24 protein-coding genes are annotated in these 26,783 nt (G+C 69.5%); 1 reads left to right on the top strand and 23 read right to left on the bottom strand.

What is annotated here, in order from left to right; all coding sequences use genetic code 11:
* Window positions 1-65 precede the first annotated feature (65 nt).
* The 7 genes from WC326_04140 to WC326_04110 form a co-directional block, all read right to left on the bottom strand.
* On the bottom strand, window positions 66-1,637 hold the full coding sequence (locus WC326_04140) for a hypothetical protein (protein ID MFA7330245.1): 1,572 nt from the start codon (window positions 1,635-1,637) through the stop codon (window positions 66-68).
* 349 nt (window positions 1,638-1,986) lie between these two features.
* Window positions 1,987-2,355, bottom strand: a complete 369-nt coding sequence (locus tag WC326_04135; GenBank protein MFA7330244.1) for a metalloregulator ArsR/SmtB family transcription factor — start codon at window positions 2,353-2,355, stop codon at window positions 1,987-1,989.
* A 29-nt stretch (window positions 2,356-2,384) separates the two neighbouring features.
* On the bottom strand, window positions 2,385-2,669 hold the full coding sequence (locus tag WC326_04130) for a PG0541 family transporter-associated protein (GenBank protein ID MFA7330243.1): 285 nt from the start codon (window positions 2,667-2,669) through the stop codon (window positions 2,385-2,387).
* A gap of 9 nt (window positions 2,670-2,678) precedes the next feature.
* Window positions 2,679-2,867, bottom strand: a complete 189-nt coding sequence (locus WC326_04125) for a DUF2892 domain-containing protein (GenBank protein MFA7330242.1) — start codon at window positions 2,865-2,867, stop codon at window positions 2,679-2,681.
* A gap of 49 nt (window positions 2,868-2,916) precedes the next feature.
* Entirely contained in the window at window positions 2,917-6,279 is a 3,363-nt protein-coding gene (locus WC326_04120) for an efflux RND transporter permease subunit (GenBank protein ID MFA7330241.1), read from the bottom strand.
* A gap of 10 nt (window positions 6,280-6,289) precedes the next feature.
* The gene (locus tag WC326_04115; protein MFA7330240.1) at window positions 6,290-7,366 is read right to left on the bottom strand and encodes an efflux RND transporter periplasmic adaptor subunit; all 1,077 of its coding nucleotides are present in this window, start codon (window positions 7,364-7,366) and stop codon (window positions 6,290-6,292) included.
* Window positions 7,363-8,781 carry a TolC family protein gene (locus WC326_04110; protein ID MFA7330239.1) on the bottom strand — a complete coding sequence of 473 codons (1,419 nt, stop codon included), beginning with the start codon at window positions 8,779-8,781 and terminating at the stop codon, window positions 7,363-7,365. Before WC326_04110 ends, WC326_04115 begins: the two co-directional genes overlap by 4 nt.
* Before the next feature lie 273 nt (window positions 8,782-9,054).
* On the opposite strand from WC326_04110, the gene WC326_04105 reads away from it, so the two are divergent.
* Window positions 9,055-9,507 (top strand): hypothetical protein, encoded by a 453-nt coding sequence (locus tag WC326_04105; GenBank protein ID MFA7330238.1) that lies wholly within the window; start codon window positions 9,055-9,057, stop codon window positions 9,505-9,507.
* Between the two features lie 755 nt (window positions 9,508-10,262).
* Here WC326_04105 and WC326_04100 read toward each other — a convergent pair.
* From WC326_04100 to WC326_04025, 16 genes are all read right to left on the bottom strand, one after another.
* Window positions 10,263-11,825, bottom strand: coding sequence for a hypothetical protein (locus WC326_04100; GenBank protein ID MFA7330237.1), 1,563 nt, complete (start codon window positions 11,823-11,825; stop codon window positions 10,263-10,265).
* Window positions 11,826-12,731: 906 nt separating this feature from the next.
* A complete protein-coding gene (locus WC326_04095) occupies window positions 12,732-13,682 on the bottom strand; it encodes a hypothetical protein (protein MFA7330236.1) in 951 nt (316 codons plus the stop codon).
* A 253-nt stretch (window positions 13,683-13,935) separates the two neighbouring features.
* The gene (locus WC326_04090) at window positions 13,936-14,793 is read right to left on the bottom strand and encodes a flagellin (protein MFA7330235.1); all 858 of its coding nucleotides are present in this window, start codon (window positions 14,791-14,793) and stop codon (window positions 13,936-13,938) included.
* Window positions 14,794-15,121: 328 nt separating this feature from the next.
* The gene (locus WC326_04085; GenBank protein ID MFA7330234.1) at window positions 15,122-15,595 is read right to left on the bottom strand and encodes a protein-tyrosine phosphatase family protein; all 474 of its coding nucleotides are present in this window, start codon (window positions 15,593-15,595) and stop codon (window positions 15,122-15,124) included.
* A gap of 115 nt (window positions 15,596-15,710) precedes the next feature.
* Window positions 15,711-16,568: a glutamate racemase gene (gene murI, locus WC326_04080; protein MFA7330233.1), complete on the bottom strand. Its 858-nt coding sequence runs from the start codon at window positions 16,566-16,568 to the stop codon at window positions 15,711-15,713.
* Between the two features lie 3 nt (window positions 16,569-16,571).
* Window positions 16,572-16,889: a HigA family addiction module antitoxin gene (locus WC326_04075; GenBank protein ID MFA7330232.1), complete on the bottom strand. Its 318-nt coding sequence runs from the start codon at window positions 16,887-16,889 to the stop codon at window positions 16,572-16,574.
* An 11-nt stretch (window positions 16,890-16,900) separates the two neighbouring features.
* Window positions 16,901-17,197 (bottom strand): type II toxin-antitoxin system RelE/ParE family toxin, encoded by a 297-nt coding sequence (locus tag WC326_04070; GenBank protein MFA7330231.1) that lies wholly within the window; start codon window positions 17,195-17,197, stop codon window positions 16,901-16,903.
* A 74-nt stretch (window positions 17,198-17,271) separates the two neighbouring features.
* On the bottom strand, window positions 17,272-18,645 hold the full coding sequence (murD, locus tag WC326_04065) for a UDP-N-acetylmuramoyl-L-alanine--D-glutamate ligase (GenBank protein ID MFA7330230.1): 1,374 nt from the start codon (window positions 18,643-18,645) through the stop codon (window positions 17,272-17,274).
* The gene (locus WC326_04060; GenBank protein ID MFA7330229.1) at window positions 18,642-20,153 is read right to left on the bottom strand and encodes a UDP-N-acetylmuramoyl-L-alanyl-D-glutamate--2,6-diaminopimelate ligase; all 1,512 of its coding nucleotides are present in this window, start codon (window positions 20,151-20,153) and stop codon (window positions 18,642-18,644) included. The genes murD and WC326_04060 overlap by 4 nt, the downstream gene beginning before the upstream one ends.
* Before the next feature lie 23 nt (window positions 20,154-20,176).
* Window positions 20,177-21,505, bottom strand: a complete 1,329-nt coding sequence (locus WC326_04055) for a sugar transferase (protein ID MFA7330228.1) — start codon at window positions 21,503-21,505, stop codon at window positions 20,177-20,179.
* Window positions 21,505-22,431 carry a glycosyltransferase family 2 protein gene (locus WC326_04050; protein ID MFA7330227.1) on the bottom strand — a complete coding sequence of 309 codons (927 nt, stop codon included), beginning with the start codon at window positions 22,429-22,431 and terminating at the stop codon, window positions 21,505-21,507. The genes WC326_04055 and WC326_04050 overlap by 1 nt, the downstream gene beginning before the upstream one ends.
* Entirely contained in the window at window positions 22,428-23,510 is a 1,083-nt protein-coding gene (rlmN, locus tag WC326_04045; GenBank protein MFA7330226.1) for a 23S rRNA (adenine(2503)-C(2))-methyltransferase RlmN, read from the bottom strand. The genes WC326_04050 and rlmN overlap by 4 nt, the downstream gene beginning before the upstream one ends.
* Before the next feature lie 22 nt (window positions 23,511-23,532).
* Window positions 23,533-23,892 carry a response regulator gene (locus WC326_04040; GenBank protein ID MFA7330225.1) on the bottom strand — a complete coding sequence of 120 codons (360 nt, stop codon included), beginning with the start codon at window positions 23,890-23,892 and terminating at the stop codon, window positions 23,533-23,535.
* Window positions 23,893-24,056: 164 nt separating this feature from the next.
* Window positions 24,057-24,539, bottom strand: coding sequence for a DinB family protein (locus WC326_04035; protein MFA7330224.1), 483 nt, complete (start codon window positions 24,537-24,539; stop codon window positions 24,057-24,059).
* 29 nt (window positions 24,540-24,568) lie between these two features.
* Window positions 24,569-25,375, bottom strand: coding sequence for a M48 family metallopeptidase (locus WC326_04030; protein MFA7330223.1), 807 nt, complete (start codon window positions 25,373-25,375; stop codon window positions 24,569-24,571).
* 76 nt (window positions 25,376-25,451) lie between these two features.
* On the bottom strand, window positions 25,452-26,783 hold the full coding sequence (locus WC326_04025; protein MFA7330222.1) for an MFS transporter: 1,332 nt from the start codon (window positions 26,781-26,783) through the stop codon (window positions 25,452-25,454).

The raw sequence follows: 26,783 nt of genomic DNA, 5'->3' as shown, positions 1-26,783 counted from the left end.
TCGGACACGAGAAAGCCCCCCGCGGACTGGCCGCGGGGGGCTTTTGTCTCACGAACCCGGGGGCCTCAGGGCAGGCGCAACTGGTGCAGGACCAGCGCCGAGCCCAGCCGGGAACCCGCCACCTCCAGCGGGGCCGCCCGCGGCACCAGTCCCAGATGGCGCACCAGCAGAATGGGCAGCGGATGGCCGGGCCGCACGGCCAGGTCCAGTTCGCGCACGCCCTGGGCGCGCAGCTCCTGGAGCATGGTCCGGGCCGCCTTCTCGCCGAAGGGTCGGTAGAGGGTGCGCTCGCGGGCCAGCCAGGGGTGGTCGCCCAGCAGATAGGGCTCCGTGGTGGCCAGCACGGGCGCCCGCAGCACCATCAACTGCTGGTCCTGGCGCTGCACCAGGTCCCGCCGCCCGGCCAGCAGCAGCAGCGCCGCGAGCTGCGCGCCCAATCCCAGTCCCAGCAGCAGGCGGCGCGGCCAGCCGACGGGCTCGCGCTGCAGAAACCACAGCCCCAGCGGGAGCACGGCCGGCAGGAGCAGGCGTGGTCCCCAGTGGAAGCCCTGGTTGACCGGACTGAGCAGGACGACGACCAGCAGGAAGCCGGCCAGCAGCGCCAGCTCCGGCTCGAGGCCCCGGCGCCAGTCCGGGCGGAGGGCCCGCAGCAGCGCGGCCACGGCCAGCGGCGCGGCCAGCAGCAGTCCCCAGCTGGGCAGGAGCTGGTCGCCGGCCGTGGCCTGCTGGAAGGTGAAGGCGAGGCCCGCGCCCAGCCAGGCCAGCAGGGCGGGCAGCTCCAGGCGCGGCCAGCGCCGGGCGGCCGCCAGGCCGAGCAGCAGGCCCACGCCCAGCCAGGCCCAGACGCCGCCCGGGAGCGGCAGCAGGAAGGAGGCCAGGTTCTGCAACGGGTGCCAGCCGCCAGCGGCGAAGTTGGCGCGCACTTGCAGCCAGAGCCAGCTGCCCGTCAGGGCGTGATGCATCAGCAGCCCCGCGGCGCAGCCCGCCAGGGAGAGCAGCCGGCGCGTCCAGCCGCGGAGCAGGAACAGCCCGCCGGCCCAGATCAGCAGCAGCTCCGGCCGCAGCCAGGGCAGCAGGCCGTAGGCCAGTGAGACCCAGCGGGGCCAGGGCCGGCGCCGTTCCCGCAGGAGCAGCAGGACCAGCAGGCTGGCCAGGGTGAACTCCCAGGAAGTGCCCAGATAGAAGAGTACGGGCGAGGCCAGCAGGGCCGTCAGCCACGGGTTGCGTCCGGCGGAGGCGCTCCCGTCCGGCGCCGTGGCCTGCGCGAGGCGCTGCGCGGCCCAGGCCAATCCCAGGGCCGAGAGCAAGGCCAGCAGGGCGGGACCCAGCTCCCCCAGCCGGCTGAACAGCCAGAGCAGGGCCAGGTAGAGGGGCGGAAAGACCAACAGCGGCCCCTGCCCGCGCCACTGGACGAAGGGCTCCAGCACGGGGTAGAGCGGCGCCTTGAGCGGAGAGGAAGGCTGCACGGCACCCGTGTTCAGCACCGCGTCCAGCTCGGCCACGCGACCCAGCTCCGGGCCGGAGGCCGCCAGCAGCCGCAGGCCGTCGTCCAGGCACCAGGGCCGTCCGGCGCCCGCGGCCAGCCAGAGCAGCAGCAGCACCGCGCCCACTCCGAGAATCCAGTCACCACGCTTCATGCCTTGTGTTCCTTGCCGCTAGCTGAACTCCCACACAAGGTAGGCAGCGGGCCACGCTTTCGCCGGCCCCTTGTCTGGGACGGGGTGGACGTCGGTCAGCCCGCCTGACGGCGCACCCAAAAGAAAAGCCCCCGCTGGTAGTCGCGGGGGCCGGTTTCACTTGTCCTTGGCCTCATCCTTGGGATTCACTTGGCAGGACCCGCCCGCCGGGCCGGACATTCACGTCCCGATGCCCAGGCGGGGCAGGATGACCCGCTGGAGAAGGATCCACACGCCCACGAAGGCCAGGATCTGCAGGAGATCTTTCATCGGCCCCTTCCACTTTCTTGTCGTCTGGCGAGATTCCATCTCACGCCGCTCCATTCGCCGTTTCGTTGACCAGCAGGCGCCGGGACTGCGCGAGCAGCCGCTGCTCGTCGGAGAGACGCCGTTCGATGGTCCGCCCCACCACGCCGCAGATCTCGAACAGGCCGGGATCGTCGATGGCGTAGATGATGCTGTGCCCCTCGCGCCGGCAGCGGACCAGGCCGGCCTGGCGCAGCACGCCCAGGTGCTTGGAGACGTTGGCCTGGCTGCCCGCCGTCTCCCGCACCAGCTCGCCCACGCAGCGCTCCCCGTCCATCAGCAGGCTCAGCACCTGCAGGCGCAGCGGATCGGCCATGGCCTTCAACACCTCGGCGATGAGGGTGAAGAACTGGGCCCGTTCCTCCCGTTCCATGTCACGCTCCCTTCCGGTCCTGGCGAGACCTACATCACCACAGTAACATCCCAGTGGAGCAGTTTGATGTGCTCGCGGCACTGGCTGCAGTAGCGCTGCAGCATCTGGACCAGCGCGTCGATGCGCTCGTCGGGCACCAGCACCTGGATGATCGCGCTGCTCTCCGGCCAGGCCGCGGACTCCAGCCGCGGACCCGTGCTGCCCATCCCGCGCACGTGGGGGATCTCGGTCCAGCCCTGGACGCCCTCCTTTTGGAGCACCAGTTCGAACTCTTCCTTGCGTCGGTTGTCGACGATGGCCATCAGCATCTTCATGGCGCGCTCCTACTCCTTGACTCCGGCCTTCTTCAGCATCCACATGGCCGGGCACCAGCCCGAGAACGCGCTCTGCAGCTGGTTCAGCCCCACGAAGGCCGTGAACCAGAGCCAGCCCGGGTGGACCCAGTGGGCCAGTGCCAGCGAGAGCAGGGTGAAGAAACCGGCCATTCCGCGTAGTACGGCGTGCATGTTCATGTTCATCTCCTTCAGCGGGACCCGGCCGGCGCGGCCAGGCCTGTGTGGTTCACTCCTGGTCCATGACGACGGCGGTGCCCGCCGCCTTCAGGTACATGTAGTAGAGCAGCGGGATCACCACGAGGGTGAGCGCCGTGGACACCAGCACGCCGGCGATCAGCGAGACCGCCAGGCCCTGGAAGATCGGGTCGAGGTAGATCACGCCCGCGCCCACCACCAGCGCCAGGGCCGTCAGCAGGATGGGCCGGAAGCGCACGGCGCCCGCCTTCATCACGGCGTTCTCCAGCTCCTCGCCGCTGCGCAGCTCCAGGTTGATGAAGTCCACCAGCAGGATGGAATTGCGCACGATGATCCCCGCCAGCGCGATGAAGCCGATCATCGAGGTGGCCGTGAAGAAGACGCCCAGCACGGCGTGGCCGGGCAGGATGCCGATCAGCGTGAGCGGGATGGGCGCCATGATGATCAGCGGCGTGATGAAGGAGCCGAACCACCCCACCACCAACACGTAGATCAGCACCATCACAACGGCGAAGGCGATGCCCATGTCGCGGAAGACCTCGTAGGTGATGTGCCACTCGCCGTCCCACTTGAGCGCGTAGCGCTGGCTGTTCTCCGGCATGTGCGTGCTCATCACCTCCAGCGGCGTGCCGTCGTGGGCCGTGATGGCCTCCACGCGGGAGTTCATGTTGAGGATGCCGTAGACCGGCGACTCGGCGCTGCCGGCCACCTCGCCCAGCACGTAGGTGACGGGCTGGAGGTTCTTGTGATACAGCCAGCTCTCGCGCTGCCGCTCCTCCACGCGCACCAGCTCGGCCAGGGGCACCATCCGCCCGTCGGCGGCGTGGATGGTCAGGTCCAGCAGGTCCTCCACGCGGCTGCGCTGGCCGCGGTCCAGCTGCAGGCGCAGCGGCACGGCGCCGCGCTCGCGCTCCACGTGCAGCAACCCGGCGTCCGCGCCGGCCAGGGCCACGCGCAGAGTGCGGGAGATCATCTCCGCCGTGACCCCGCTGCGCATGGCCTTCTCGCGGTCGATGACCAGCTCGGCCCGCGGGGCGTTCTCCTCCACCATCCAGTCCACGTCGACGATGCCCTCCGTGGCCTGCATGATGTCGCGCACCTGGCGCGCCACTTCCACGCGCTGCCGGTCGTCGGGTCCGTAGACCTCGGCCACCATGGTGGAGAGCACGGGCGGTCCGGGCGGCACCTCGGCCACCTTCAGGTTCACGCCGTGGCGCTCGGCCACGGGCTTGAGCAGCTCGCGCACGGCCTTGGCGAACTCGTGGCTGGGCTGGTCGCGCAGGTGCTTGTCCACCAGGTTGACCTGGATGTCCGCCTGGTTGGCGGCCCGCCGCAGGTAGTAGTGGCGGACCAGTCCGTTGAAGTTGAAGGGCGCGCTGGTGCCCACGTACACCTGGTAGTCGGTGACTTCGGGCAGCGAGTTCAACAGTTGGGCCATGTCGCGCGCCGCGGCGTTGGTGCGCTCCAGCGTGAAGCCCTCGGGGGCGTCGATGACGATCTGCAGCTCACTCTTGTTGTCGTAGGGCATCATCTTCACCAGCACGGCCCGCATGGGCACCAGGGCCATGGAGAGCAGCAGCAGGGTCACCACGCCGCCCAGGGCCAGCCAGCGCACCTTGGGCTTGCGCAGCAGCGGCCGCATCAGGTCGGCGTAGGCCCGGTGGAAGCGGCTCTCCTGCTCGGTCTCGTCGTGCGGCTGATGCTGGACGCCCGCGCCGTCCTTGGCCGCGTTGCGGTTGAACAGCCGGTAGGTCAGCCAGGGGGAGACCACGAAGGCCACCACCAGGCTGAAGAACATGGCCGCCGAGGCGTTGACCGGGATGGGCCGCATGTAGGGCCCCATCAGGCCGCTCACGAAGGCCAGCGGCATCAGCGCGGCGATCACCGTGAAGGTCGCCAGGATGGTGGGGTTGCCCACCTCGTCCACCCCAAAGATCGTCGCGTGGCGCGCGCCCGTCCACTTGAGCTGGTAGTGCCGGTGGACGTTCTCCACCACCACGATGGCGTCGTCCACCAGGATGCCGATGGAGAAGATCAGCGCGAAGAGCGTGACACGGTTCAGCGTGTAGCCGAAGAAATAGCTGGCCGCGAGCGTCAGCGCCAGCGTCACCGGCACGGCCACCAGCACCACCACGGCCTCTTTCCTGCCCAGCATCAGGCCCATCAGGAGCACCACGGAAATCGTGGCCAGCAGGACGTGGAAGATCAGCTCGTTGGACTTCTCGCCGGCCGTGGCGCCGTAGTCGCGGGTCTTGGTGATGATCACGTCGCCCGGGATCACGCGGCCCTTCTGGCCCTCGATCAGGCGGTCCAGGTCGGCCACCAGCGCCACGGCGTTGGTGCCGGGCTTCTTGGAGACGGCGATGGTCACCGCGGGCGTGTCCATCCCCGGCTGCACGCCCTTCTCGCCGGCGGCCGGGCCGGTGCCCATCCAGACGTACTGGACGGGATCCTCGGGACCGTCCGTCACCTCGGCCACGTCGCGCACGTAGACCGGCCGGCCCTGGTAGACGCCCACCACCACGTCGCGGACCTCGTCGGCCGTGTGCAGGAAGTCGCCCACCTGCACCTCCAGCTCGCGGTCCAGGCTGGCCATGTTGCCGGCGGGCAGGCTCCAGTTGGCGCCCTGCAGCGCCTGCCAGGCCTGCAGGAGGCTGGCGTTGAATGAGCTGAGCCGGTTCTTGTCGAAGGTGATCCTGACCACGCGCTGCTGGCCACCCAGCACCGTGGTCTGGGCCACGCGGTCGTGCCGGGTCAGCAGGGCGCTGAGCTCGTCGGCCACGCTGCGCAGCTCGCCCGGGGATTTGCCCGGACCCCAGAGCGTGTAGGCCGCGGCCGGCACGTCGTCGATGGTGACCAGCTTGACCAGCGGCGGCAGCGTGCCCGCCGGCATGCGATCCATGGCGCCCATCAACTTGGCGTGCACGCGCAGCACGGCCTGGTCGGGATCGGTGCCCACCTTGAAGCGCACGACCACCATGCCGCCGGAGGGCATGGACGTGGAGTAGACGTATTCCACGTTTTCGATCTCGTAGATCAGTTTCTCGGCGGGCGTCATCACCCGCTGCTCGACTTCCTTGGCGCTGGCGCCCGGGAAGCCCAGCATCACGTCCACCATCGGGACCTTGATCTGCGGCTCCTCCTCGCGCGGCGTCACGGCCACGGCGAAGAAGCCCAGCAGCAGGGCGGCCACCACCAGCAGGGGCGTCAGTTTCGAGTCCAGGAAGGCGCCGGCGATCCGGCCGGAGATGCCGATGCTGCGCCGGTTCATCTTCACGCGCAGCGCCTCGCGCTGCAGCTCAGACATGGAGGGGACCTCTGGCGCGGAGCCCTCGGCTCCGGGACCGGCCACCCGCTGCTCCTCGTCCGGCAGGTTGGGATTGTGCTCGCTCATGCCCCGCTCCTTAGTTGGCCTGGATGGGCGTGCCGTCGGTGATGGGCGCGCGCAGCGGGCTCACCAGCCGGTCGCCGGCGTTCAGTCCGCTCAGCACTTCCAGCCGCTCGCCCTGGGTCGCGCCCACAGTGACTGCCCGGGTGCGCGCCAGGCCCTGGTCGTCCACCACCACGGCCAGGCTCAGGCCGCCGGTCTGGAGGATCGCCGCGGCGGGCACCAGCAGGGACTGCCGGGCAGCGCCGGGCAGGACGGCCTTGCCGCTCAGGCCGCTCATCACCTGGCTGGAGGCCAGCTCGACGCGGACGCTGAGCGTGTGGGTGGCCATGTCGGCGGCGGGGACGATCTCCACCACGCGGCCCTGGATCACGCCCAGGTCGGGCCGGCTGTCCAGGGTCACGGGCAGGGCCATGCCCACTTTCACGTGGGGCGCGTCGGCCTCGCGGACGGAGAGCACCAGCCGGCGGCCGGACTGGGACTGCAGGCGCAGCAGCGGCCGGCCCGGGGCGCAGAGGTCGCCCAGGTTGACCATCCGCTCCACCACCACAGCGTCGAAGGGGGCGCGCACGGCGCTCTCCTCGGCCACGCTGCCCGCGGCCGCCACGGCGCCCTGGGCCTGGGCCACGGCGCCTTTGGCTTGCTCGTATTGCATACGGGCCATGTCCAGCTCCAGCTCGGAGCAGGAGGCCTTCTCGTGAAGTTTCTGGAAGCGCTCGAAGTTGCGCTGCGCCAGCGAGAGCGCGGCCTGGGCCTGGGCCTGGGCGCCCTGGGCCTGGGCCAGCTGGCCGTGGCTCAAGTCCTGCTGGATGTCCAGCAGCAGGTCGCCCTTGCGCACGCGGTCGCCGGCGGAGGCCAGCACCTTGACCACCGGACCCATGGCGCGGCTGGAGAGGAAGGTCTCCTGCTCGGGCATCACCACGCCCTGCAGCTCGATGGGCCGGGGCGCGCTTAAGGCCTCCACCGTGACCAGTCCGGCCTTGACCGGCGCCAGGGCGGGCGTCACCGATTTTTCGTGCTCCTTGCCGCAGCCGATCAGCAGCACGGTTAGGGCCGCCAGCGCGGCGACGGACAGATTCCGCAGCGTCTTCATTTGGACATCTCCTCTTCGAGCTTGACGATTTCCTGGCCGGCGGCGTGACGCAGGCGGAAGCCCGCCATGTGGCCGTCGTAGCGGGCCACCAGTTCGCGCACTTCGGCCTCGCGCAGGGCGGTCTCGGCATCCAGCAGGTCGATCATGCGTGAGACACCTTCGCGGAAGCGGTCCTCCACCACGCGCAGATTCTCGCGCCCGGCCGTCAGGGCCTGGGCCGCCGCCTGCTGGCTAAGCCGCGCGGTCTGCAGGTCGCCCCAGTGCTGCTGCAGTTCCAGCCGCACGCCCTCCTGGAAGCGCGCCACGTCCTGACTACCGGCGCGGTACTCCTGCCGGGCGCGGGCGAAGCGGGCGCGGTCGCTGCCGCCGCGGAACACGTTGAAGGTGAGGGCGGCCTTGACCGAGTAGCTGCCCTCGGCGGTGCCGAAGGCCGTGTCGTCGTACCAGTCGTAGCCGGCCTGCACGCCCAGGGTGGGCAGGAAGGCGGCGCCCGCCACCCACTCCTCCAGCTCGCCGGCCTTGAGCTGCTTGCGCGCTGCGGCCAGATCCGGCCGGCTGCCGAGCGCCTGCTCCGTCCAGGCGCCCAGTTCGTCGCCGGTTTCCGGCTGCGCGGGCGTGGCTTCAAGCTTGTGCATGGTGCGCAGGTCCAGCCCGAGCTGGAAGTTGAGCGCCGCCTGGGCCAGCGCGGCGCCGTTCTCCGCCCGCAGCACCAGTTCGTTCATCTGGGAGAGCTGGACCTCGGCGCGCAACACGTCGCTGGCTACCAGAAAGCCCACGTCCTGATAGTCGCGGGCCATCTCCACGTGGGCCTTGGTGGTGGCGCGGGCGCGTTCCAGCAGGTCGCGGTACTCGCGGGCCTTGGCCAGGTTGGTCCAGGCCGTGGCCACGTCGAAGTCCACCTGCCGGCGCTCGCGCTCGCTCTTCAACTCCTGGGCGTCGGCCATCAGGTCGGCCTGGCGCACGCGGTTGACGATCTGCCCGCCGGCGAACAGCGGCATCTCCGCCGTGACACGCGTGATGTAGGTGTTCATGGGATCCGGGTTGACCAGATCGGCGACGTAGGGCTGGCCCTGGCTGAACATCAGGCTGTTGGCGGCGATCAGGTCCATCACCGCCTCGCGCCGGTTCATCATCAGGCCGAAGACCTCGCCCGGCTGCTCGCTGCGGATGGCCACTTCCTGCAGATCCACTTTGGGCAGCAGATAGCCCAGCCCTTCCCAGCGCAGCTGGGCGGCGCCGCGCGCCCGGGCGTCGGCGGCCTGCACGGCCGGTGAATGCTCGCGGCCCAACCGCAGGGCCTGTTCCAGACTCAGGCTGCCTTCGGCGGCCAGCGCGGGGCCGGCCATCCATCCCCAGGACCCTGCCAGCAGCAGTGCAAGCAGCCGTCCGGGGCTCGCTCCCTTCCACCGAAGCATTTGTCCTCCATCCACTTGGCTTGAGTTCATCATATAACCGGACAGCAATATAAGCAAATATTTGCTGGTGTCAATGATTTCTTGGCAAAAATTCCAGCCTGCGAGTTCTGCAGAAACCGCGATTCACCGGCTGTCCCAATCCGCCGATAACATGAGGGCCCGAGATTGATGACTGAAACCGCTCGCGGGCGGCTCGGCGACCCGGTCGGAGGACCGGAGGCCGCGCGGCCCCGCGGGTCAGGATTGGAAATCGGGCAAGGAAGGGAGTTCAGCGTGTCGGAAGTGAAGCTCAGACTGTCGCGCCTGGAATGGGCGCTGATGATGCAGGAATCCAGCGGCCGGGCCCACGCCTCCCGCCTGGATCCGCGCCTGCGCGCCGCCCTGGCCGCCCAGGGCGTGACCGGAGCCGAACTGGAGTTCCAGTCCCGGGCCTGGGGCCTGTGGCAGATTCGTGGCGTGGATCTGCGCCGCCTGGGCTACGAGGGCGGCGGGGCGGAATTCTGCGGCCAGGTGGCCCTACAGTTGGACTTCATGCGCCGCAAGTGGGAGCAGGCCACAGACCCGCGTGATCCGGACTGGTGGAACATCGAACACTGGAACCAGGACCCGCTGGAGAGTGCGCGCCGGCCTGGCCCGACAGCCTACTACCGCGGCGTCTCCGGCTGGCTGCGCCTGCGCGAGTCCCGCGAAGAGATACTGGAAATCTACTTCGCAGTAGCTGCCTGATCCCTTCCCCCTGCAAGGGGGAAGGTTAGGATGGGGGTTCACCGCAACCCCATCTCTTGCCGGGAGCTTTGTCTTTCACCTTTCTGCTGGCGCCAGAAATGGACACTGCTCTGGCACCGGCCTGGCACCGACCTGGCACCGGCCTGGCACCGGCCTGGCACCGGCTTGGCACCGGCCTGGCACCGGCTTGGCACCGCTCGACCCCGACTTGGCCGGGACCCATGTTTGCCACCTTTCTGCTTGCGCCAGAAAGGTGGCGCCAAAGAGGCGCTCTTTCTCACCCGCCAGAGTCAGCCCGCCTCCCGGCGGGCTTCCGCTGGCGGCAGCTCGGCCTTCCTGCAACCATGTAGTTGGTTCCGGCTGACGCCGTCACCACCTGGTTCTGGTTCAGCCCTGCGGGCTTCACCTCTCGCAACCCTTGACCTTCACTCTCTCACGATCTCACTGTGCCTCTGTGACTCTGTGACTCTGTGTTGAAGAGCCAAGACTACCACCCCAGCATCCGCTTCGAGCCTTCAAGTCTTCGTGCCCAAGCAGATCATCGGACGCGTCACGCGCAACCCAGGCCAAGACCCATCTGGCCTCTGAGACTCTGTGACTCTGTGGTGGGGAGCCGGCGACGGCGGCCGCGACGTTCACGGGCGGAATCAGTGAATGGGAAAACCCGTGCGGGAGAGCTCCCGCACGGGTTGATTTTTCGTTTCAGCGACTCATGGTTCTGAGTCGATCCTGCCCGCCTGGCCCGCTTGGCCCGCTCAGTCGCAGAGGCTGGTCACCTGGTAAAAGCGGCGGCCCGCACTCTCGGCTCCGGCGTCCAGGTAGGAGGTGCCGGCGCTTTGGCCCAGCGGCGCCCAGGGTCCGTAACCGCTGTCGGAGAACCAGACCTGGTACTGGCTGGCACCGGGCACGGCGCTCCAGCTCAGCTGCGTGTCCAGGCCCTGCATCTGCACGGCCAGCCCGCCGGGGGCCTCGCAAGTCGGGGAGGCCAATTGCAGGCAGAAGTTGAGGTCCTGCTCGCTCCACTCCCAGACTTCGCCCTGGACCCAGTGGAAACCATCCGCGCCCGGGCTGCGCCCCCAACCGAACACGCAGTCCGGGTCGCCCGCGCCCTGCACGGCGAAGTAGCCGCTGTCCTGGAAATGGGGTGCCGGCAGGGGCAGGTGCCAGCTGACCACCGGGATGCCGAAGAAGAAGGTGTCGCCCGTCGGGGTGGGCGTGCCCGTCACCAGCCAGGAGCCCAGCTCCGCGCCGGGTTCCCAGCCGTCCGCGTAGAAGGTGACGCGGAACTGGGGATCCGTGCAGGCCAGGTTGGCGGAGTTGGCCTGGATGCCCGCCACGTCCAGGCCCGTGATCGTGCCGCCGTGGCCGAAGTGCTCGGCCAACAGGAAGCTGCCCTGGTTGGAGGCGTCCTCCGCGGCGGGGAACTGGGTCGGCTCCCCGCTGAACTGGAAGGAATGGCAGTTGGAGAGCGGATCCACCCAGGTGCAGGGACTGCAGCCCAGGAAGAGCTGATAGGCCGCGCCCTCCAGCGGGAGTCCGCCCGAGGCGGCCACGCGCAGCGTGTAGGTGCCCGCTGGCAGGCAGGCCGTCTCGACGCCCTCGCTGTAGCAGATGCCCGAGAAATCGCTGGACTGCAGCAGCTCACCGCCCAGGCCGCTGAAGAGCTCCAGCAGGGGATCGAAGCCACCGGGCAGCAGGCTGGCGTAGATGGCCGCGTCCTCCGTCAGCTCCAGCACGAACCAGTCCTCGTCCGGCTGGCCGGCGACCGCGTCCAGGCTGCCGCAGATGGGCACGTCGCAACTCACGTCGTCAAACAGGCCGCCCTGGGGACCCGGGTTGGGCTCGCTCTCCGTGGCGCCTTCGCAGGGTCCCGGATCGCAGGTCAGGCACCAAACGCTGAGGTCGAAGTTGCCCTCGGCCGACGCGCCCTCCACCAGCAGCGTGAAGGTGGAATTGGCGGGCAGCAGGACCGTCAGCTCCGAAAGCGTGTCGTAGTAGGGCGTGCCCGTGGCCACGATCTGGGCGCCGGGCTCCAGCGCGCAGCCTGCGTAGAGAGTCAGGCCCGGGGCCAGATTCATCTGCGCCGCCAGGCTGAAACCATAGAACCGCTCGTCGGTGGTCTCCACGCGGTAGAGGACCTCGCCGGCCGGCCCGCCCAGCTGGTTGGGCTGGCCCACGGTGCTGCCCGTGACGTAAGCGTCGCAGCCCAGGAGCGGCAACTCGGCGCAGGCCCCCTGCGCCCGCGCCGCGCCGGCGCCCGCCAGCAGCAGAGCGCAGAGGAAGAGGCGGGCCACCACAAGAGCGGATCGAGGGGACATGAGGCACTCCATGTGTTGAGGATCAAACAGCCGCGTCCGCGCCGGTCGTCACTCGCCGGGCGGAAGGACGGCCAATGCAAGGGGTGTGCCGTTGTTCCACTAGGGAGTTGGTTGCCAGAGGACCTGGTTGTTGGGAAGCTGGTCGGGGTTGGATGGACCCGGGCCGGGAAGCGTCAGCGCCGCGACAGATCAAGTAAAGACGTCAGCAAGTGTTGAAAAACCGGCTCCTGCACCTGTCAAGCCGTGAATGGGTTCAGCACCGGGCGGCCCCTTCTCGCCACGAAGTGAAAGACGGACAAGCGTGGCGCCCGTCATCCCGCGCGCCAGTCGTCGCCCCGGCGCCAGTTCGTCATCCCCCAGCCCGTCATCCCCCGGCTTGACCGGGGGATCCCATGACCTCGCCGGTCATCCCGGCAACATGCCGGGAGCCTTGTTTTCCACCTTTCTGCTTGCGCCAGAAAGGTGGAACGGCCGGTTAGGCGCCAAAGAGGCGCTCTTTCTCAACGGCTAGAGTCAGGCCACCTCGCGGTGGCCTTCCGCTAGCCGGCGTTTGGGCTTCCTGCAACCGTGTAGTTGGTTCGCGCTGCGCGCTTCACCCAATTTCTGGTTCAGCCCTGCGGGCTTCACCTCGCGTGACCATCACGTCTTCGAGCCTTTGAGTCTTCGTGCCCAAGCAGATCCTGGGATGTGTCACGCGCAACCCAGGTCAAGACCTATCTGGCCCCTGTGACTCTGTGACTCTGTGACTCTGTGTTTAAGAGCCACTTCGACCACCCCAGCATCCGCTTCGAGACTTCGTGCCCAAGCAGATCCTCGAATGTGTCACGCACAAGCCAGGCCAAGACCAATCTGGCCTCTGTGCGTTTGTGACTCTGTGGTAAACCTCGGCAGCCAGCGGAACCGCCGCTACTCGGGACGCCGCAGCGGCGCGCCTTTGCGGCCCTCGTTCATGATGTCGATGTCTTCCTGGGGATGGTCCAGGTCCAGGGGCAGGGCCGTGTCCAGGGCCGCCTGCACAGGGCTGGAGACCGTGACCTCGGGGGGCGGGTTGTCGCGCAGATAGTCCGCGGCAGGCGCCAACTCCAGCTCCGTGGCCAACTGGCGGAAGGCCTCCCCCAGGGCACGGGCGCCGGCTTCGGCGGTGGGGCCCACCACTTCCAGCTTGAGGAAAGGCGCGATGGCCGGCCAGAGGCGCGGGTTCACCGCGTCCTCGCCGGCGTGGATGTCCACGATGTAGCTGCGCACGGCGCGCTGGGGCGTGGCCGTGGGCAGGATCTGGGCGTGAGCCATCCAGGCCACGTAGCCCAGGTGCTCGATGCTCCAGTCCTGCAGGCTGGGAGCCGCCTCGATTTCGCGCTCCGTTTCGCGGCGCCGGGCGCGGGCCGCCTCTTGCTGTTGGGCCTGGGAGGGAGCCTGGCCGCGGCCTCCCTCGGCCGGTTGGCCGCCCCGCCCGCCCTGGCCCGGCGCGCGACCGCCGCCCGGGCGCTCGCCCGCGGGACGCTCGCCGCCCTCGCCGGGACGCCGCCCGCCCTGGGAGCGGTTGCGGTTGTCGCCGCCACCACCGCCCGAGCCGGATTGTTGGTTGCGCGGAGCTCCCTGACCGCCGGGCTTGCCGCCGCCCTGGGGCGGGCGTCCGCCTCCGCCGCCGGCGGATCCGGCTGGCGGGCCGCCGGGCGTGCCGGCCGGAGCGCCCTGCGCTGGTGCGGGCGTGGCGCCCGGGGCGCCGGAGCGGCCCCGCCCGCCGCGGCTGGAGCGCCGGCGGGTGCGCGAACGGTCACCGGAACGGTCGCCGGATTCCCCGCCGGGACGCGGGCGCGGGTCATTGGAGCGGTCGGGGGTCGTGGGATCAGGGCACATGGATTCTTCCGTTGCTCAAGTCGCGGCGGCTTCCCGGGCGGCCCGGCTCGTGTGGGCCTGCCCGGGCGGGAATCGGGCGGCGGTGCCGGGGAAACGGCCCGCCGCGGGCTCCAATAAGTGGAAATCCGGGCGGAATCGGCAGGGCGGGGCGGCGGGGAGCGGGTCGCTCGGAAGCGGGCGCGTCAACCGGTCTGACAAAGGAAAACCGGCGTTCCAGGGAACGCCGGCTCCTTGTTCTGCCGAAACTGATCGATCAGCCTTGCAGCAGCTGGGCCACCATGGAGGGCATCTGGTTGGCTTGCGCCTGCATGGAGATGCCGGACTGCATGAGGATCTGGGCCCGGGTGAAGGCCGACATTTCCTCCGCCATGTCCGCATCCCGGATCATGCTCTCCGATGCCGTGGCGTTCTCCTTGGAGACCTGCAGGTTTTGCACCGTGGCCTGCAAGCGGGAGACATAGGAGCCGATGCGTGTGCGTTCGGTGTCCTTGGTGTCGATGACCGTGTCCATGGTGTCGATGGCGCTTTGGGCGGCAGCCGTGTTCAACAGATTCACCGGCATGAGGCCCAGACCGGAGGCGGTCATGTCGGCCAGATGCAGGTAGTAATAGTCCTCACCGGACACGTTGTAGGTGCCGATGTGCAGCTTGATGCCCTGGGCGCCCGTTCCCGAGGCTCCCTCGGAATAGGTGCCGTCGATCAGGTGAAGGCCGTTGTAGTTGGTGACCGCGGCGATGCGCGTGATCTCGCTCTTGAGCTGCTGGAACTCCGTGTCCAGGTAGCTCCGGTCCAGGCTGCTCATGGTGCCGTTCGAGGCTTCCACGGCCAGGGACCGCATGCGGATCAGCTTCTCGTCGATGGTCGCCAGGGCTCCTTCGGCGGTGGCCAGCATGTTGATGGCGTAGTTCGCATTGCGCTCCGCCTCCGTCATGCTGGAGATCTGTGCCCGCATCCGCTCCGACACAGCCAGTCCCGCCGGATCGTCCCACGCATAGTTGACGCGCAGGCCGGATGAGAGCCGGGTGACCGCCTGATCAAGGGCGTTCTGCGTGATGCCCAACTGGCGATGGACGCCAATGGACAACGAGTTTTGGTTGATTCTCAGACTCATCAGTCAATCCCCCTTGGATTGCGACCTGCTAACGAACAAAGTCCGCGATCACTCTTTTGCCGTCTGTCGTTCCTGGATACACGTGGCGTCCGTTGCGCCTGAGGTCTCATCGTCCCCCTGCGTCGCTGGACAGTTGTGTTGTCGGGAGAATCAAAAAAAGCTTGAGAGCCCGGCAGGGCCTCCAGCGAGCGCGAGAGCGGGTCCAGGGAGGTAGACGGGGTTGCAGGCCGCTGTGGCAGCGGGCGGAGAGCCTCCGCCAGAAATGTCCACGTTGGAAGAGGATCGTGGACGAGGCAGAAAAATGTCGGGGCGAGGGGTTGGTGTCGGGTTATTCCGTACCGCGCTGGAGCCAGCGCTCCACCAGCTCCTCCTGGGCGACAGTTTCCACGCTGCCCGGCCGCAGCTGACGCACCCGGGCCACGGCGGAGGGGCCGTCCAGCCCCAGTTCGCGACCCAGCAGGCAGGCCAGCAGCGTGCCCGTCCTGCCCATCCCCGCCGCGCAGTGCAGGGCCAGAGCTCGGCCGGGCGCCAGCGCGCCCAGCCGCGCCCACAAGTGATCAGCCTGCGCCGGCTCCGGCGGGCAAAAGTCGTCCACGGGCAAGTCCAGCAGCTCGATGCCAGCCAGGCTGGCGCGCTGCTGCGGGTCGTAGGCCTCCCCGCTCAGGTTGACCAGCAGGCCGATGCCCTGGGAGCGCAGGAAGGCGCCGCTGTCCAGGGCCTCCCGCCGGGGAAAGGGCCAGGCCAGTCCGGCCAGCCGGCCGGGCAGCACGAAGGAGAAGTTGAGGCGCTGGGCATCCGTCATGAGAGCTCCTGATGGTCAATCCCCGCCTCGCTGGCATGCTTGAAAGCAGCGAGTGCCCCCATCCCCCGCCGCTGCGCGGCGCCTTCTCCCGCCGGGGGCGGGGGAAGGGAATTGGCTACGCCTGGCCTGCTTGAGACTCCAGCAGGCGCAGCGCGTCGCGGAACTCGCCCCCTTCCACGTCCACGGTCTCCATGTCCCCCATGAAGCCGGGCAGGATGCGGCGGGCCAGGGCCTGGAAGGCGTCGGTGCGGTCGCTGAAGACGTAGCGCCGGCGGCCCGTCTCCAAGTTGGGCGTGGCCAGATCCAGCCGGGTGAGGATTTCCGACAACTCCACGGCCGTGCCCTCGGCGGCGTCCACGATGCGCAGCTCGGGACCCAGGGCGCGGCGCATCTCGCCCTGCAGCAGGGGATAGTGCGTGCAGCCCAGCACCAGCGTGTCGATGCGCGACTGGCGAATGTCGGCCAGATAGTGCCGGATGACGGCCTCGGCCACCGGACCCTCCACGATGCCGTCCTCCACCATGGGCACGAAGAGCGGGCAGGCCCGGGAGAGGGTGCGCACCTGGGCGTCCAGCCGGGACACGGCGTCGGGATAGGCGCGGCTGTTGACCGTGGAGGCGGTGCCGATCACGGCCACCTCGCCCGTGCGGGTGGCTTCCATGGCCTGCCGGGCGCCGGCCTCCACCACGCCGATCACCGGGATGTCCACCAGTTCGCGCAGCGCGGGCAGGGCCACGGCGCTGGCCGTGTTGCAGGCCACCACCAGCGCCTTCACGCCGCGGGCCACCAGCCAGGCGGCGATCTCGCGACTGAATTCGCGGATCACCCGCGGGCTGCGGATGCCGTAGGGCACGCGGGCCGTGTCGCCGAAATAAATGATGTCCTCGCGGGGTAGCAGTTCCAGCACGCGGGCCACGACGGTCAGGCCGCCCACGCCGGAATCGAAGATGCCGATGGGTTTGGTGGAAGGCATGGGTCAGGCCGCGCTTGAGGTGAAGCGAAAGCGCCGAATCTGCCGCAGTTGCTCCTGCTCCGCCCGCAGGGCATGGAACAGGTCCCACCGCAGTTGCAGGTTGAGCCAGAAGTCGGGCGTGTTTCCGAAGAACTTCGACAAACGCAGGGCCGTGCTGGGAGTTAGCCCCCGTTTGCCGCGGATCAACTCGTTGACGCGCTGATAAGGGACCTGGATGCCCTCAGCCAGCCGCTTCTGCGAAAGTCCCATCGGTTGCAGGAACTCCAGCAGCAGCATCTCGCCGGGATGGGTCGGGGGCCGATGGGTCGGTATGCGAATCATGATCCCTTCTCCTACCGGTGGTAGTCGACGATCTCCACATCCAGCGGGCCGGACGATCCCCACGTGAAACAGATGCGGAAGCGCCGGTTGATGCGGATGCTGTGCTGGCCGCTGCGATTCCCCGCCAACGGCTCAAGGCGATTGCCGGGCGGAATGCGCAATTCCTCGATGAAGCGGACGGAGTCAATCTGCTCCAGCCGCCTGCGGGCAGCCGCCACCAGCTGACGTGGGCAGGCCCGCCGCGCGAGGACGCTGTCCCGCCCGTAGAAGACATCCTCGGTGCCCTGGTCATGAAACGTGAGAATCATGGCGCCAGAGTAGCATGGACTCCATGCTACGCAATGGCGCGGGGGGAGTCAAGTTCGGTCCGGGCGGGAGGCCGTCAGGGACGCTGGACGGGGCCGCCCTCGGGCAGCGCGCGCACCCAGTCCCGGAAGCGCAGGCCGCGCTCCTCGAAGTTGGCGAACTGGTCGAAGGAGGCGCACATGGGACTGAGCAGCACCACGTCCCCCGGGTGGGCCAGCCCGGCAGCCAGCGCCACGGCGCCCTCCAGGCCTGCGACGCGATGGACGGGCAGTTTGCCCTGGAACCAGTCGCCGATGAGAGCGCCGTCGCGCCCGTAAACCACCAGCTCGCGCACGTGGCGCAGCACCAGCTCCTCCACCGCGCGGTAGTCGTCGGTCTTGGCCTCGCCGCCAGCCAGCAGGATCACGCCGCCGGGAGGGAAGCCCGCCAGAGCCTTGGCCGTGGAGTCCACGTTGGTGGCCTTGCTGTCGTTGATCCAGCGCACGCCGGCGCGCTCGGCCACCGTCTCGATGCGGTGCTCCACCGGGGCGAAGTCCAACATGGCACGCCGCACGGCGGTCAGGTCCAGCTCCAGGTCCCGGGCCGCCAGCAGCACGGCCGCCAGGTTCTCCAGGTTGTGCGCGCCGATCAGTCGCGGCTCGCCGGCCCGGATGAAGGGTCCGCCGGCCTGCTCCGCCAGCCAGAGCCCGGCCCCGTCCACCCGGGCCTCCGCCGGACCCGGCCCTGCGCGGAAGGCGCGCACCCGGCAGCCCAGGCCGCGGGCCCGCGGCGCCAGCAGGGGATCGCCCCCGTTGTAAACCAGGCAGCCGTCCGGCGTGAGCTGCGCCGTGAGCCGCCACTTGGCCTCCAGGTAGCCCTCCATGTCGCCGTGGCGGGCCAGGTGATCCTCGCTGATGTTGAGCAGCAGGCCGCAACGGGCCCGCAGGCAGCGGCTGAGTTCCAGCTGGTAGCTGGAGATCTCCAGCACGGCCCAGGCGGGCTGATCCGCCCGCAGCGCCACCAGGCTGAAGGGATGGCCCACGTTGCCGCAGGCCGTGGCGGAGAGTCCGCAGGCCCGCAGCACGGCCTCGGCAAGCAGCGTCGTGGTGGTCTTGCCGTTGGAGCCGCTCACGGCCAGCACGGAACCGCGGAACCAGGCCCGGGCGAAATCGGGCTCGCTGTGGACCGGGATCCCCAGCTCCAGGGCCCGGGCCACCAGCGGATGGCGGGGCGGAATCACCGGGCTGGGCACCAGCAGGTCCACGCCGACGGGCAGGCCGGATTCGCGCACGATCTCCACGGGCAACCCGTCCAGCCGCTCCGCCAGTTCCTGCGGCGCCAGGTGGTCGTCGCGCAGGCTGACCCGATAGCCGCGGGCCACGCCCAGGCGCGCCGCCGCCAGCCCGCTGCGGGCCGCGCCGATGATCAGCAGATGTCCGCCGCGGGGCACCTCGTGGATGGATCGAGTCATGCGCGCGTCTCCCAGGCCCCGCGCAGCACGGCGCGCTCGTCGAAGGGCAGCTTGTCCATTCCCAGCAGCTGGTAGCGCTCATGGCCCTTGCCCAGTAGCAGCAGCAGATCCTCCGGCCCGGCGTCGGCCAGCATGGCGCGGATGGCCGCGGCGCGGTCGTCGATGCGCGTGATGCGCGGATCCCCGCCCTGGCGGGCCAGGATGTCGGCGAAGATCTGCTCCGGATCCTCCCGGCGCGGATTGTCCAGGCTCAGCCAGACCCGCTCCGCGTGGCGCAGCACGATCTCCAGCATGACCGGCCGCTTGCCGCGGTCGCGCTCGCCGCCGCAGCCGAACAGCACGTGCAGGCGCCGGCGCGGCAACTTCGCCACGGCGGCCAGGGCCTTCTCGTAGCCGTCGGGCGAGTGGGCGTAGTCGATGAGCACGCGCGGCCCGCCGGGCAACCGGACGGGCTCCATCCGCCCGGGCACGGGTTCGATGCGCGCCAGGGCCTCCGTCAGCTCGCGGGCGGGCAGACCCAGGCAGCGGGCCGTGATCCAGGCCGCCGCCGCGTTGCCCACCTGGAAGTCGCCGTGGATGGGAATCGCCAGCGCGTGGCGCTCCCCGCCCCGGCTGAGCGTGAAAGTCTGGCCCTCCGGCGTGAGACAAGGATCCGTGATCCGCCACTCCGCCTCGGGCCCGTGCCCCAGCGTGCTGACGGGCAGCGGGTCCAGGCCCTCCGCCAGCCGCGCGCCCCAGGGGTCGTCCACGTTCACCAGCCGCAGGGCGGGTTCCGGGCGGCGCAGGAAGGAGGACTTGACGCGGAAGTAGTCCTCCATGCCTGCGTGGTAGTCCAGGTGCTCGGGGCTCAGGTTGAGGAACACGGCGCTCTGGAAGCCGAAGACGGCCTCGCGCCGCTGGTGGATGGCGTGGCTGGAGACCTCCATCACCAGATGCCGGCCGCCCTGGTCCAACAGGCCGCGGGCAAAGGCCGCCAGCCAGGGGGAGTCCGGCGTGGTCAGCGCGGAAGGCCGCGGCTCGTCGTCCCCCAGCCGGCTGCAGATGGTGCCCACCAGTCCGGCGCGCGGATCCTCCAGGCGCAGCAGTTGCTGCAGGATCCAGGCCGTGCTGGTCTTGCCGTTGGTGCCCGTGATGCCGTGGACGCGCAGCTCGTCGCCTTCCAGCCCGGCGATGCGGGCCGCCGCGCGGGGCAGCCAGTCGCGCGTGTCCTCCACCAGGATTTGTCCGGGCAGCGCGCGCAGCGCCTCCGGCTGCTCCAGCTGCCAGGCGCGCTCCACCACGCAGGTCACGCCCTGCCCCAGCAGCCCGGGCACGAAGTCGTGGCCGTCCCGGCCCGTGCCGCGCAGCGCCACGAACAGGTCGCCCGGCCGGCAGTGCCGGCTGTCGGTGCGCAGGCAGGGGCCGTCGCCGGACAGGCCCTCCAGCCCCGCACGGCCGTCGGCGGCCAGCTGGGCGCGGCGCACGCCGGGCAGCGCGCAGAGCCAGGCGAAGGAAGCTTCTCGTCGCATGGGAATTTCTCCGGCACGTGGAGTCAGGAGCGCAGCCCGCCCACCCGCGGCCGCCGCAGGCTGCGCAGGGCCTTGCCGGCGGATTCCAGCAGGATGCGCAGATCCAGCTGCGGGCTCCAGTTCATGGTGTAGTACATGTCCAGAGCCAGGCGCTGGCCGGGCTCGAAGTAGCCGTAGTCGGTCACCTGCCAGAGGCCGGTCAGGCCAGGCCGGATGTGGGCGAAGGCCGCGCCGTTTCCGCCGTAGAGATCGAACTCGCGCTCGATGAGCGGCGCCGGCCCCACCAGACTCTGCCGGCCCAGCAGCACACCCAGCAGTTCGGGCAGCTTATAGAGGCCGGACTGGAACAGCCAGCCGCCCTGCTCGTAGTCCACGCGCAGCTGCAGCAGGTGGATGGGCCGCCGGGCCAGATCGTATCGCCGGATGCGCATCAGGGGCCGGAAGCCCAGGCAGGGCGCGGCCAGCAGGATGACCAGCAGCACGGCGGGCAGCGCCGCCAAGGCCACGGCCAGGTCCAGCGTGCGTTTCAGGGCCCGCACGGCGGGCCGCCAGAGGTTCTGCCGCAGGCTGAGCAGCGGCCGGGCGTCGGGCCGGACGATGCGCGCGCCCATGAAGGCCATGCTGGCCGCGTCGGGCACCAGTTTGATGGTCTTCACGCGGATCTCGAATTTCCGCAGCACGGTGGTCACCCGCCGCCGCGGCAGGCCCTCCAGGAACACCACCACCTTCTGCAGCCGACCCTCGCCCAGCAGGCGCTCCACCTCCGCATTGCGCGCGGGCGTGAAGTCCTGGCCGCTCTCGTCGAAGAGCTCGCTGGGCGAAAAGCGCCCCAGCAGGATGTTGCGCCGCTGGTAGCGCCGCCGGCCCACGGCCTCCAGATAGGCCTCCACGCGCTCCTGGCTTCCGATGAACAGCGTGGGGGCGCGCAGCACGCCCAGACCCTCGATGAGCGCGAATACCAGCGAACGCGCCGCGGGCAGCAGGAGCAGCAGCCAGCCCATGGCGAACAGGGTCCCCAAGCGGCTGAATTCGTAGTCCAGCCGGAACAGCACCAGGTAGGCCAGCACCACGGGCAGCAACCAGGCCGCGGCCTGCAGCGAGCCGTAGACCTGGCGGCGGCGGTCCGTGTCGGTGAAGCGGTAGAGCCCCGAGCGCGTGGCGAAGATCACCAGCAGGAGAAAGGTCGGCGGCAGGATCTCCAGGTAGAGGCTCCAGGGCTGCTGCACGCTCACCAGCCCGGGCAGGAGCGGCGGCAGCAGGTTGAAACGCGTCCACCAGCCCAGCCAGAAGGCCAGGCAGAGGCAGCTGAGATCCAGCAGGACCAGGCCGGCGCGGAGCAGGTAGCGGGCCATCAGCTGCGGCGCGTCTTGAAGAGGTTCATCAGCAGGAACACGGCCATGCGCAGATAGATGCCGGTGAAGACCAGGATCGTCAGCGGCAGCGTGTAGCGCCCGCGGTAGTGCTTGTTGTAGAAGATGCGCATGGAGTCGTGGAAGTGGAAGATCACCCACGGCTCGCGCTTGTTGGTGGTGCCGCCCTTGCGGTGCAGCATGCTGATGTCGCCCAGGTACCAGACCTCGCGGCCCCGCTGCTTGACCAGGTAGCAGAGGTCGATGTCCTCCCCGTAGAAGAAGTAGTCCTCGTCGAAGGGACCGGCGGGCAGGTCCGCGCGGCGCGCCATCAGGAAGGCGCCCACCAGGCTGTCCACCTGATAGCGCTCGTCCTGGGGCAGATAGCGCAGGTCGTAGGCGGCGAAGCGCCGGCTGCGGGGAAAGAGCCGGTTCAGGCCCAGCATCTTCCAGAGCGACACGCTGGGCGTGGGGAAGGAGCGGCGGCAGGCGCTGTCCAGGGTGCCGTCGCCCTTGAGCAGGCGGCAGCCGGCCAGGGCCGCGCGGGGATGTTCGTCCAGGAAGGCCACCACGCGCCGCAGCGCGTCGTTCTGCACCTCCGTGTCGGAATTGAGGAAGAGCACGTGGCGGCCGCGGGCCAGCCGGGCGGCCACGTTATTGGCGGCGCCGAAGCCTACGCCCCGCTCCAGCCGGAGGAAGTGCAGCCAGTCGTTGGCCGCGGCCAGCCGCTCGCCGGAGCCGTCGCTGGAGCCGTTGTCCACCAGGAAGACCTCGCAGGCCAGGTCGCGGGCCTCCGCACGGATGGAATTCAGGCAGGCGCGGGTCAGCTCCTCGGTGTTGTAGTGCACGACGATCACCGAGAGGTCCGGCTGCTCCACGACCTGCCGCGGCGGGCGTCCGCTGGGCTCGGGGGTGGGAGTGCGCGTCATTCTGCCGCCTCCGCCCGCTCCTCCTTGACCAGCAGCTGGCCGCAGGCGGCATCGATGTCCGTGCCCATGTTCTGGCGCAGCGTGACGGTGAAGGGCGCGTTCTGCAATTCGTCGAAGAAGCGCTGGTAGACCGGCTGCCCGCTGCTCTGGAAGCCGCGCTCGGTGGGGTTGTAGTAGATCAGGTTGAGCTTGGAGGGCAGGCGCGAGAGGCGCGCGCGCAGTCCGCGGATATCGTCCGGGCCGTCGTTGACACCCTCCATCAGGATGTACTCGAAGGTCACCCGCTGACCCGTGGCCTCCGTCCATTCCTTGCAGGCGGCGAAGAGCGGATCCAGCGGATACTTGCGGTTGATGGGCATCAGGGCCGAGCGCTTCTCGTTGGTGACGGCGTTGAGCGAGACCGCCAGCTTGCAGGGCAGATCGTCCTCGGTCAGGCGGCGGATCTGGGGCACCAGGCCGGCGGTGGAGACCGTCATCCGGCGGCGGCTGAGGGCCAGCCCGCGGTCGTCGTGCAGCAGCCGCAGGGCCGCGGCCACGTTCTCGTAGTTGTGCAGCGGCTCGCCCATGCCCATGAACACCACGTTGCTGAGCTCAAGCCCCGGCTGGGCCGTGACCCACAGCACCTGCTGGACGATCTCCGCGGCGCTCAGGTGGCGGCGGAAGCCCATGGTGGCCGTGGCGCAGAACGCGCAGTCCAGGGCGCAGCCCACCTGGGTGGAGACGCAGAGCGTGCTGCGCTTCTCGAAGCCCATCCAGACGGCCTCGATGCGGGCGCCGTCCGCCAAGCCAAAGAGGAACTTCTCGCAGTTGGAGGTCTGGCTGCGCACGCGGCGCCGCACATCCAGGTCCACCACGCTGTAGCGCTCGTTCAAGTGGAGGCGCAGGCTCTTGGCCAGGTTGGTCATTTCGTCAAAGTCGAAGGTGCGCCGGGCATGGATCCAGTTGAAGACCTGGTCGGCGCGGAAGGAGGCCTGGCCGTCGGTCATCAGCCGGGCGCGCAATTGTTCGAGACTGTCGCCGGCCAGGGAGAGGCGGGCGGGAGCCGCAGGGTGAGTGGGCGGGCTGACGGGATGCGACACGGTCTCCTCGCCCCTTCCGGTCCTACCTGGAGGAGGACAATTGGGACTCGATGCAGGACTTCAATTCCATCAAGCGGTAGGGCTTGTAGAGATGGGGCGGGTCCCCGGGTGACGAGTCGGGCTCGGGATCCCCGCTGCAGTAGATGGCGCGCACGTTCGGGCGCAGCTTGCGCAGCTCCTGCAGCAGCTGGCGGCCCGACATGCCGGGCAGGTTCATGTCCAGCATCAACAGGTCGAACAGGTCCGGTTCGCGGGTGAACACGCCGATGGCCTCGGGTCCGTCCACGACCGAAGTCACCTGATAGCCCAGCATGGTCAGCATCTGCGTGCTGATCTCGCGGACCGCGTCTTCATCTTCAACCAACAGGATGTGCGGCTTCACGCCCGGTTCCCCCGACCTGTGTCCATGCGAATTCACCCTTTGGAAGGAAGGAAATCGCGGGCTTGGGTTCAAGCTGGGCCCGCTTGGGCTGTCAGGTCCGCGCCGGTCCCCCGGAGTCCGTCGGACGTGCATCCTTGGCGGTTCTCGTCACCCCAGCCAGATTCCTAGAGCACCTTCTCCCGGCCCAGAGCCCGGCTGAGCATGGAGAGACAGCCGGTGTGATGGGCCTCGTGGTGCGTCAAGTGCGCCAGCAGTTCGGCGCGCGAAGCGAAAAAGACCGATGGTTCGGGCAGCGGGGCGCGCAGTTCCGCGTCGGTGGCGCGCTCCAGGTAGATGCGCCAGTCCTCCAACCCCGCTTCCAACCGCGTCCGGCAGGTGGCCAGATCCGGCAGATCATCCGGCGCGGGTGGCGTGCAGCCCTTGGCAAACCAGGCGCTCCAGTCCTCGCCCTGGCGCGGCCGGCCGGTCAGCAGATCCAGGAACAGGCCGCGGTACCAGGCCAGGTGGCCGAGGGTCCAGAGGGCGCAATTGGGAAAGCCCGGCGGCACCCGCCGCCAGTCCTCCTCCACCAGCCGGCTGGTGAAGACCGTGATGAAGCGGTCGCTGCGCTGCAGACCCAGCCAGAAGGCTTCCGCCATCCCGTCCATGGTGCGCCCTTTCGAGTTTCCCGTCGACCTCAGCCCTGCGGATGGTAGCGCTTGCGCGCCTCGGGCAGCAGCTTGCGCAGGTTGGCAATGCGCGTCTGGTCGGAGGGGTGCGTGCTGAGCAGCTCCAGCGGCGCGCCCGACTTGCCCGCGGCCATGCGCTCCCAAAAAGTCAGCGAGGCCGCCGGATCGTAGCCGGCCATGGCCATGAAGATCAGGCCCATGTGGTCGGCCTCGCTCTCGTGGGTGCGGCTGTAGGGCAGCATCACGCCCACCGTGCTGCCTACGCCGTAGGCGGTCATCCACAGTTGCTGGGTTTCGGCGGGTTTCGTCTCCAGGTAGGTGGAAAGCGCCAGGCCGCCGAACTGCTGCAGCATGTTCTGGCTCATGCGCTCGTCGCCGTGCCGGGCGATGGCGTGGGCGATCTCGTGCCCCATCACCACGGCCAGGCCGGTCTCGTCCTGGGCCACGGGCAGCAGGCCCGTGTAGACCACCACCTTGCCGCCGGGCATGCACCAGGCGTTCACCTCGTCGCTCTCCACCAGGTTGAATTCCCAGGCGTAGCCGGCGAGCTGCGCGCCCAGACCCTTCTCCCGCATGTACTGCTCGACGGAGAGCTGGATGCGCTGACCCACGCGCTTGACCATGGCCGATTTGGCGGCGTCGGTGCTCAGCTTGTTCTCTTTGAGGAAGCCGTCGTACTCCTGATAGCTCATGGCCTGCATCTGGGAGGCCGGCATCAGCGAGAGCTGGCGGCGTCCCGTCAGCGGCACGGTGCTGCAGGCCGCCATCAGCAGCAGAATCGACAGCGTAAGCGGCAGGAAGGCGCGGTGCAACATGGGGTGATCTCCTGTTCCTTTGGCTGGAATATCGCACTGCCGCCCGGGACCGCCGCACGCATTCGGCGGCGCGGACTCAGGCCACGCCGGCGGACTCCTGGGGCAGGATCCCCCGCTGCCGGTAGACGGCGTGCGCCAGCGCGCGCAGCCGGGGCAGGCGCGGCAGGGCGATGGCCGCGCAGATCAGGTAGGCCAGCGCGCCGCCGCCCACCGCCAGGCCGGCGCCCCAGCGCTCGGCCACGAAACCCAGCATCAGGCTGCCCAGGGGGAAGGTTCCCATGAAGGCCATGGTGTAGAAACTCATCACCCGGCCGCGCATGGGGTCGTCCACCAGCGACTGGAGCAGCGTGTTGCTGCCCGCCATCTGGACCATCTGCCCGAAGCCCACCGGCACCATCAGCGCCATGGCCAGCAGCGGGCGGGTGGTCAGGCTGAAGGCGATCAGCGCCAGGCAGAACACGCCCGCCGCCAGGGTGATCAGGCGCCCGGTGCCCAGCACGCTGCGCCGGGAGGCCAGGTAGAGCGCGCCGCCCAGTGCGCCCAGGCCCGCGCCGCCCATCAGCAGACCCAGGGTGTCCGGGCCGCCCCGCAGCACGTCGCGCGCGAAGACCGGCAACAGCACGGTGTAGGGCATCACCACGAAGTTGAACACGGTCAGCAGCATCAGGATGGCCCAGATGGGCGGATTGCCCCGCACGTAGCGCCAGCCCTCCGCCAAGCCGGCGGCCAGGCCCTGACGCTCCGGCCGGCGCGGATCCGCCACATGCCGCGGCTTGAGGCGCATGGCGAAGAGCGAGCCCAGCACGGCCACGTAGCTGATCCCGTTGAGCAGGAAGCAGACGCCCTCGCCGGTGAGGGCGATGAGCAGGCCAGCCAGCGGCGGCCCCAGCAGCCGCGCGCCGTTGAACATGCTGGAGTTGAGCGCGATGGCGTTGCCCAGGTCGCGGCGGTCGTCGAGCAGTTCGATCAGGAAGGTCTGGCGCACGGGCATGTCGAAGCCGTTGATGGCGCCCAGCAACATGCTCAGGGCCAGCACGTGCCAGATCTGGATCCAGCCGCCCAGCACCAGGACGGCCAGCAGCAGGGCCTGCAGCATGGAGAGCGCCTGGGTGACCACCAGGATCCGGTGCCGGTCCACGCGGTCGGCGAACACGCCGGCCAGCGGGGCCAGCAGGAAGCTGGGGACCTGCCCGGCGAAGCCCACCAAGCCCAGCAGGAAGGGCGAGTCCGTCAACCGGTAGACCAGCCAGGAGAGCGCCACGCGCTGCATCCAGGTGCCCACCAGCGAGAGTCCCTGTCCCATGAAGAAGAGCCGGTAGTTGCGGTGGTGCAGCGCGCGGACCACGGCGCGCCAGCGGCCGCCGGCGTTCGGCGGAGCGGGGGTGGAGGGGGCGGAGGCGAGGGTCAT

This window comes from Candidatus Delongbacteria bacterium (genome assembly GCA_041675285.1).
Classification (GTDB): Bacteria; CAIWAD01; CAIWAD01; order CAIWAD01; family CAIWAD01; genus CAIWAD01.
The sequence above is the reverse complement of the archived record's forward strand: the minus strand, read 5'-3'. Positions and strand labels throughout refer to the sequence as shown.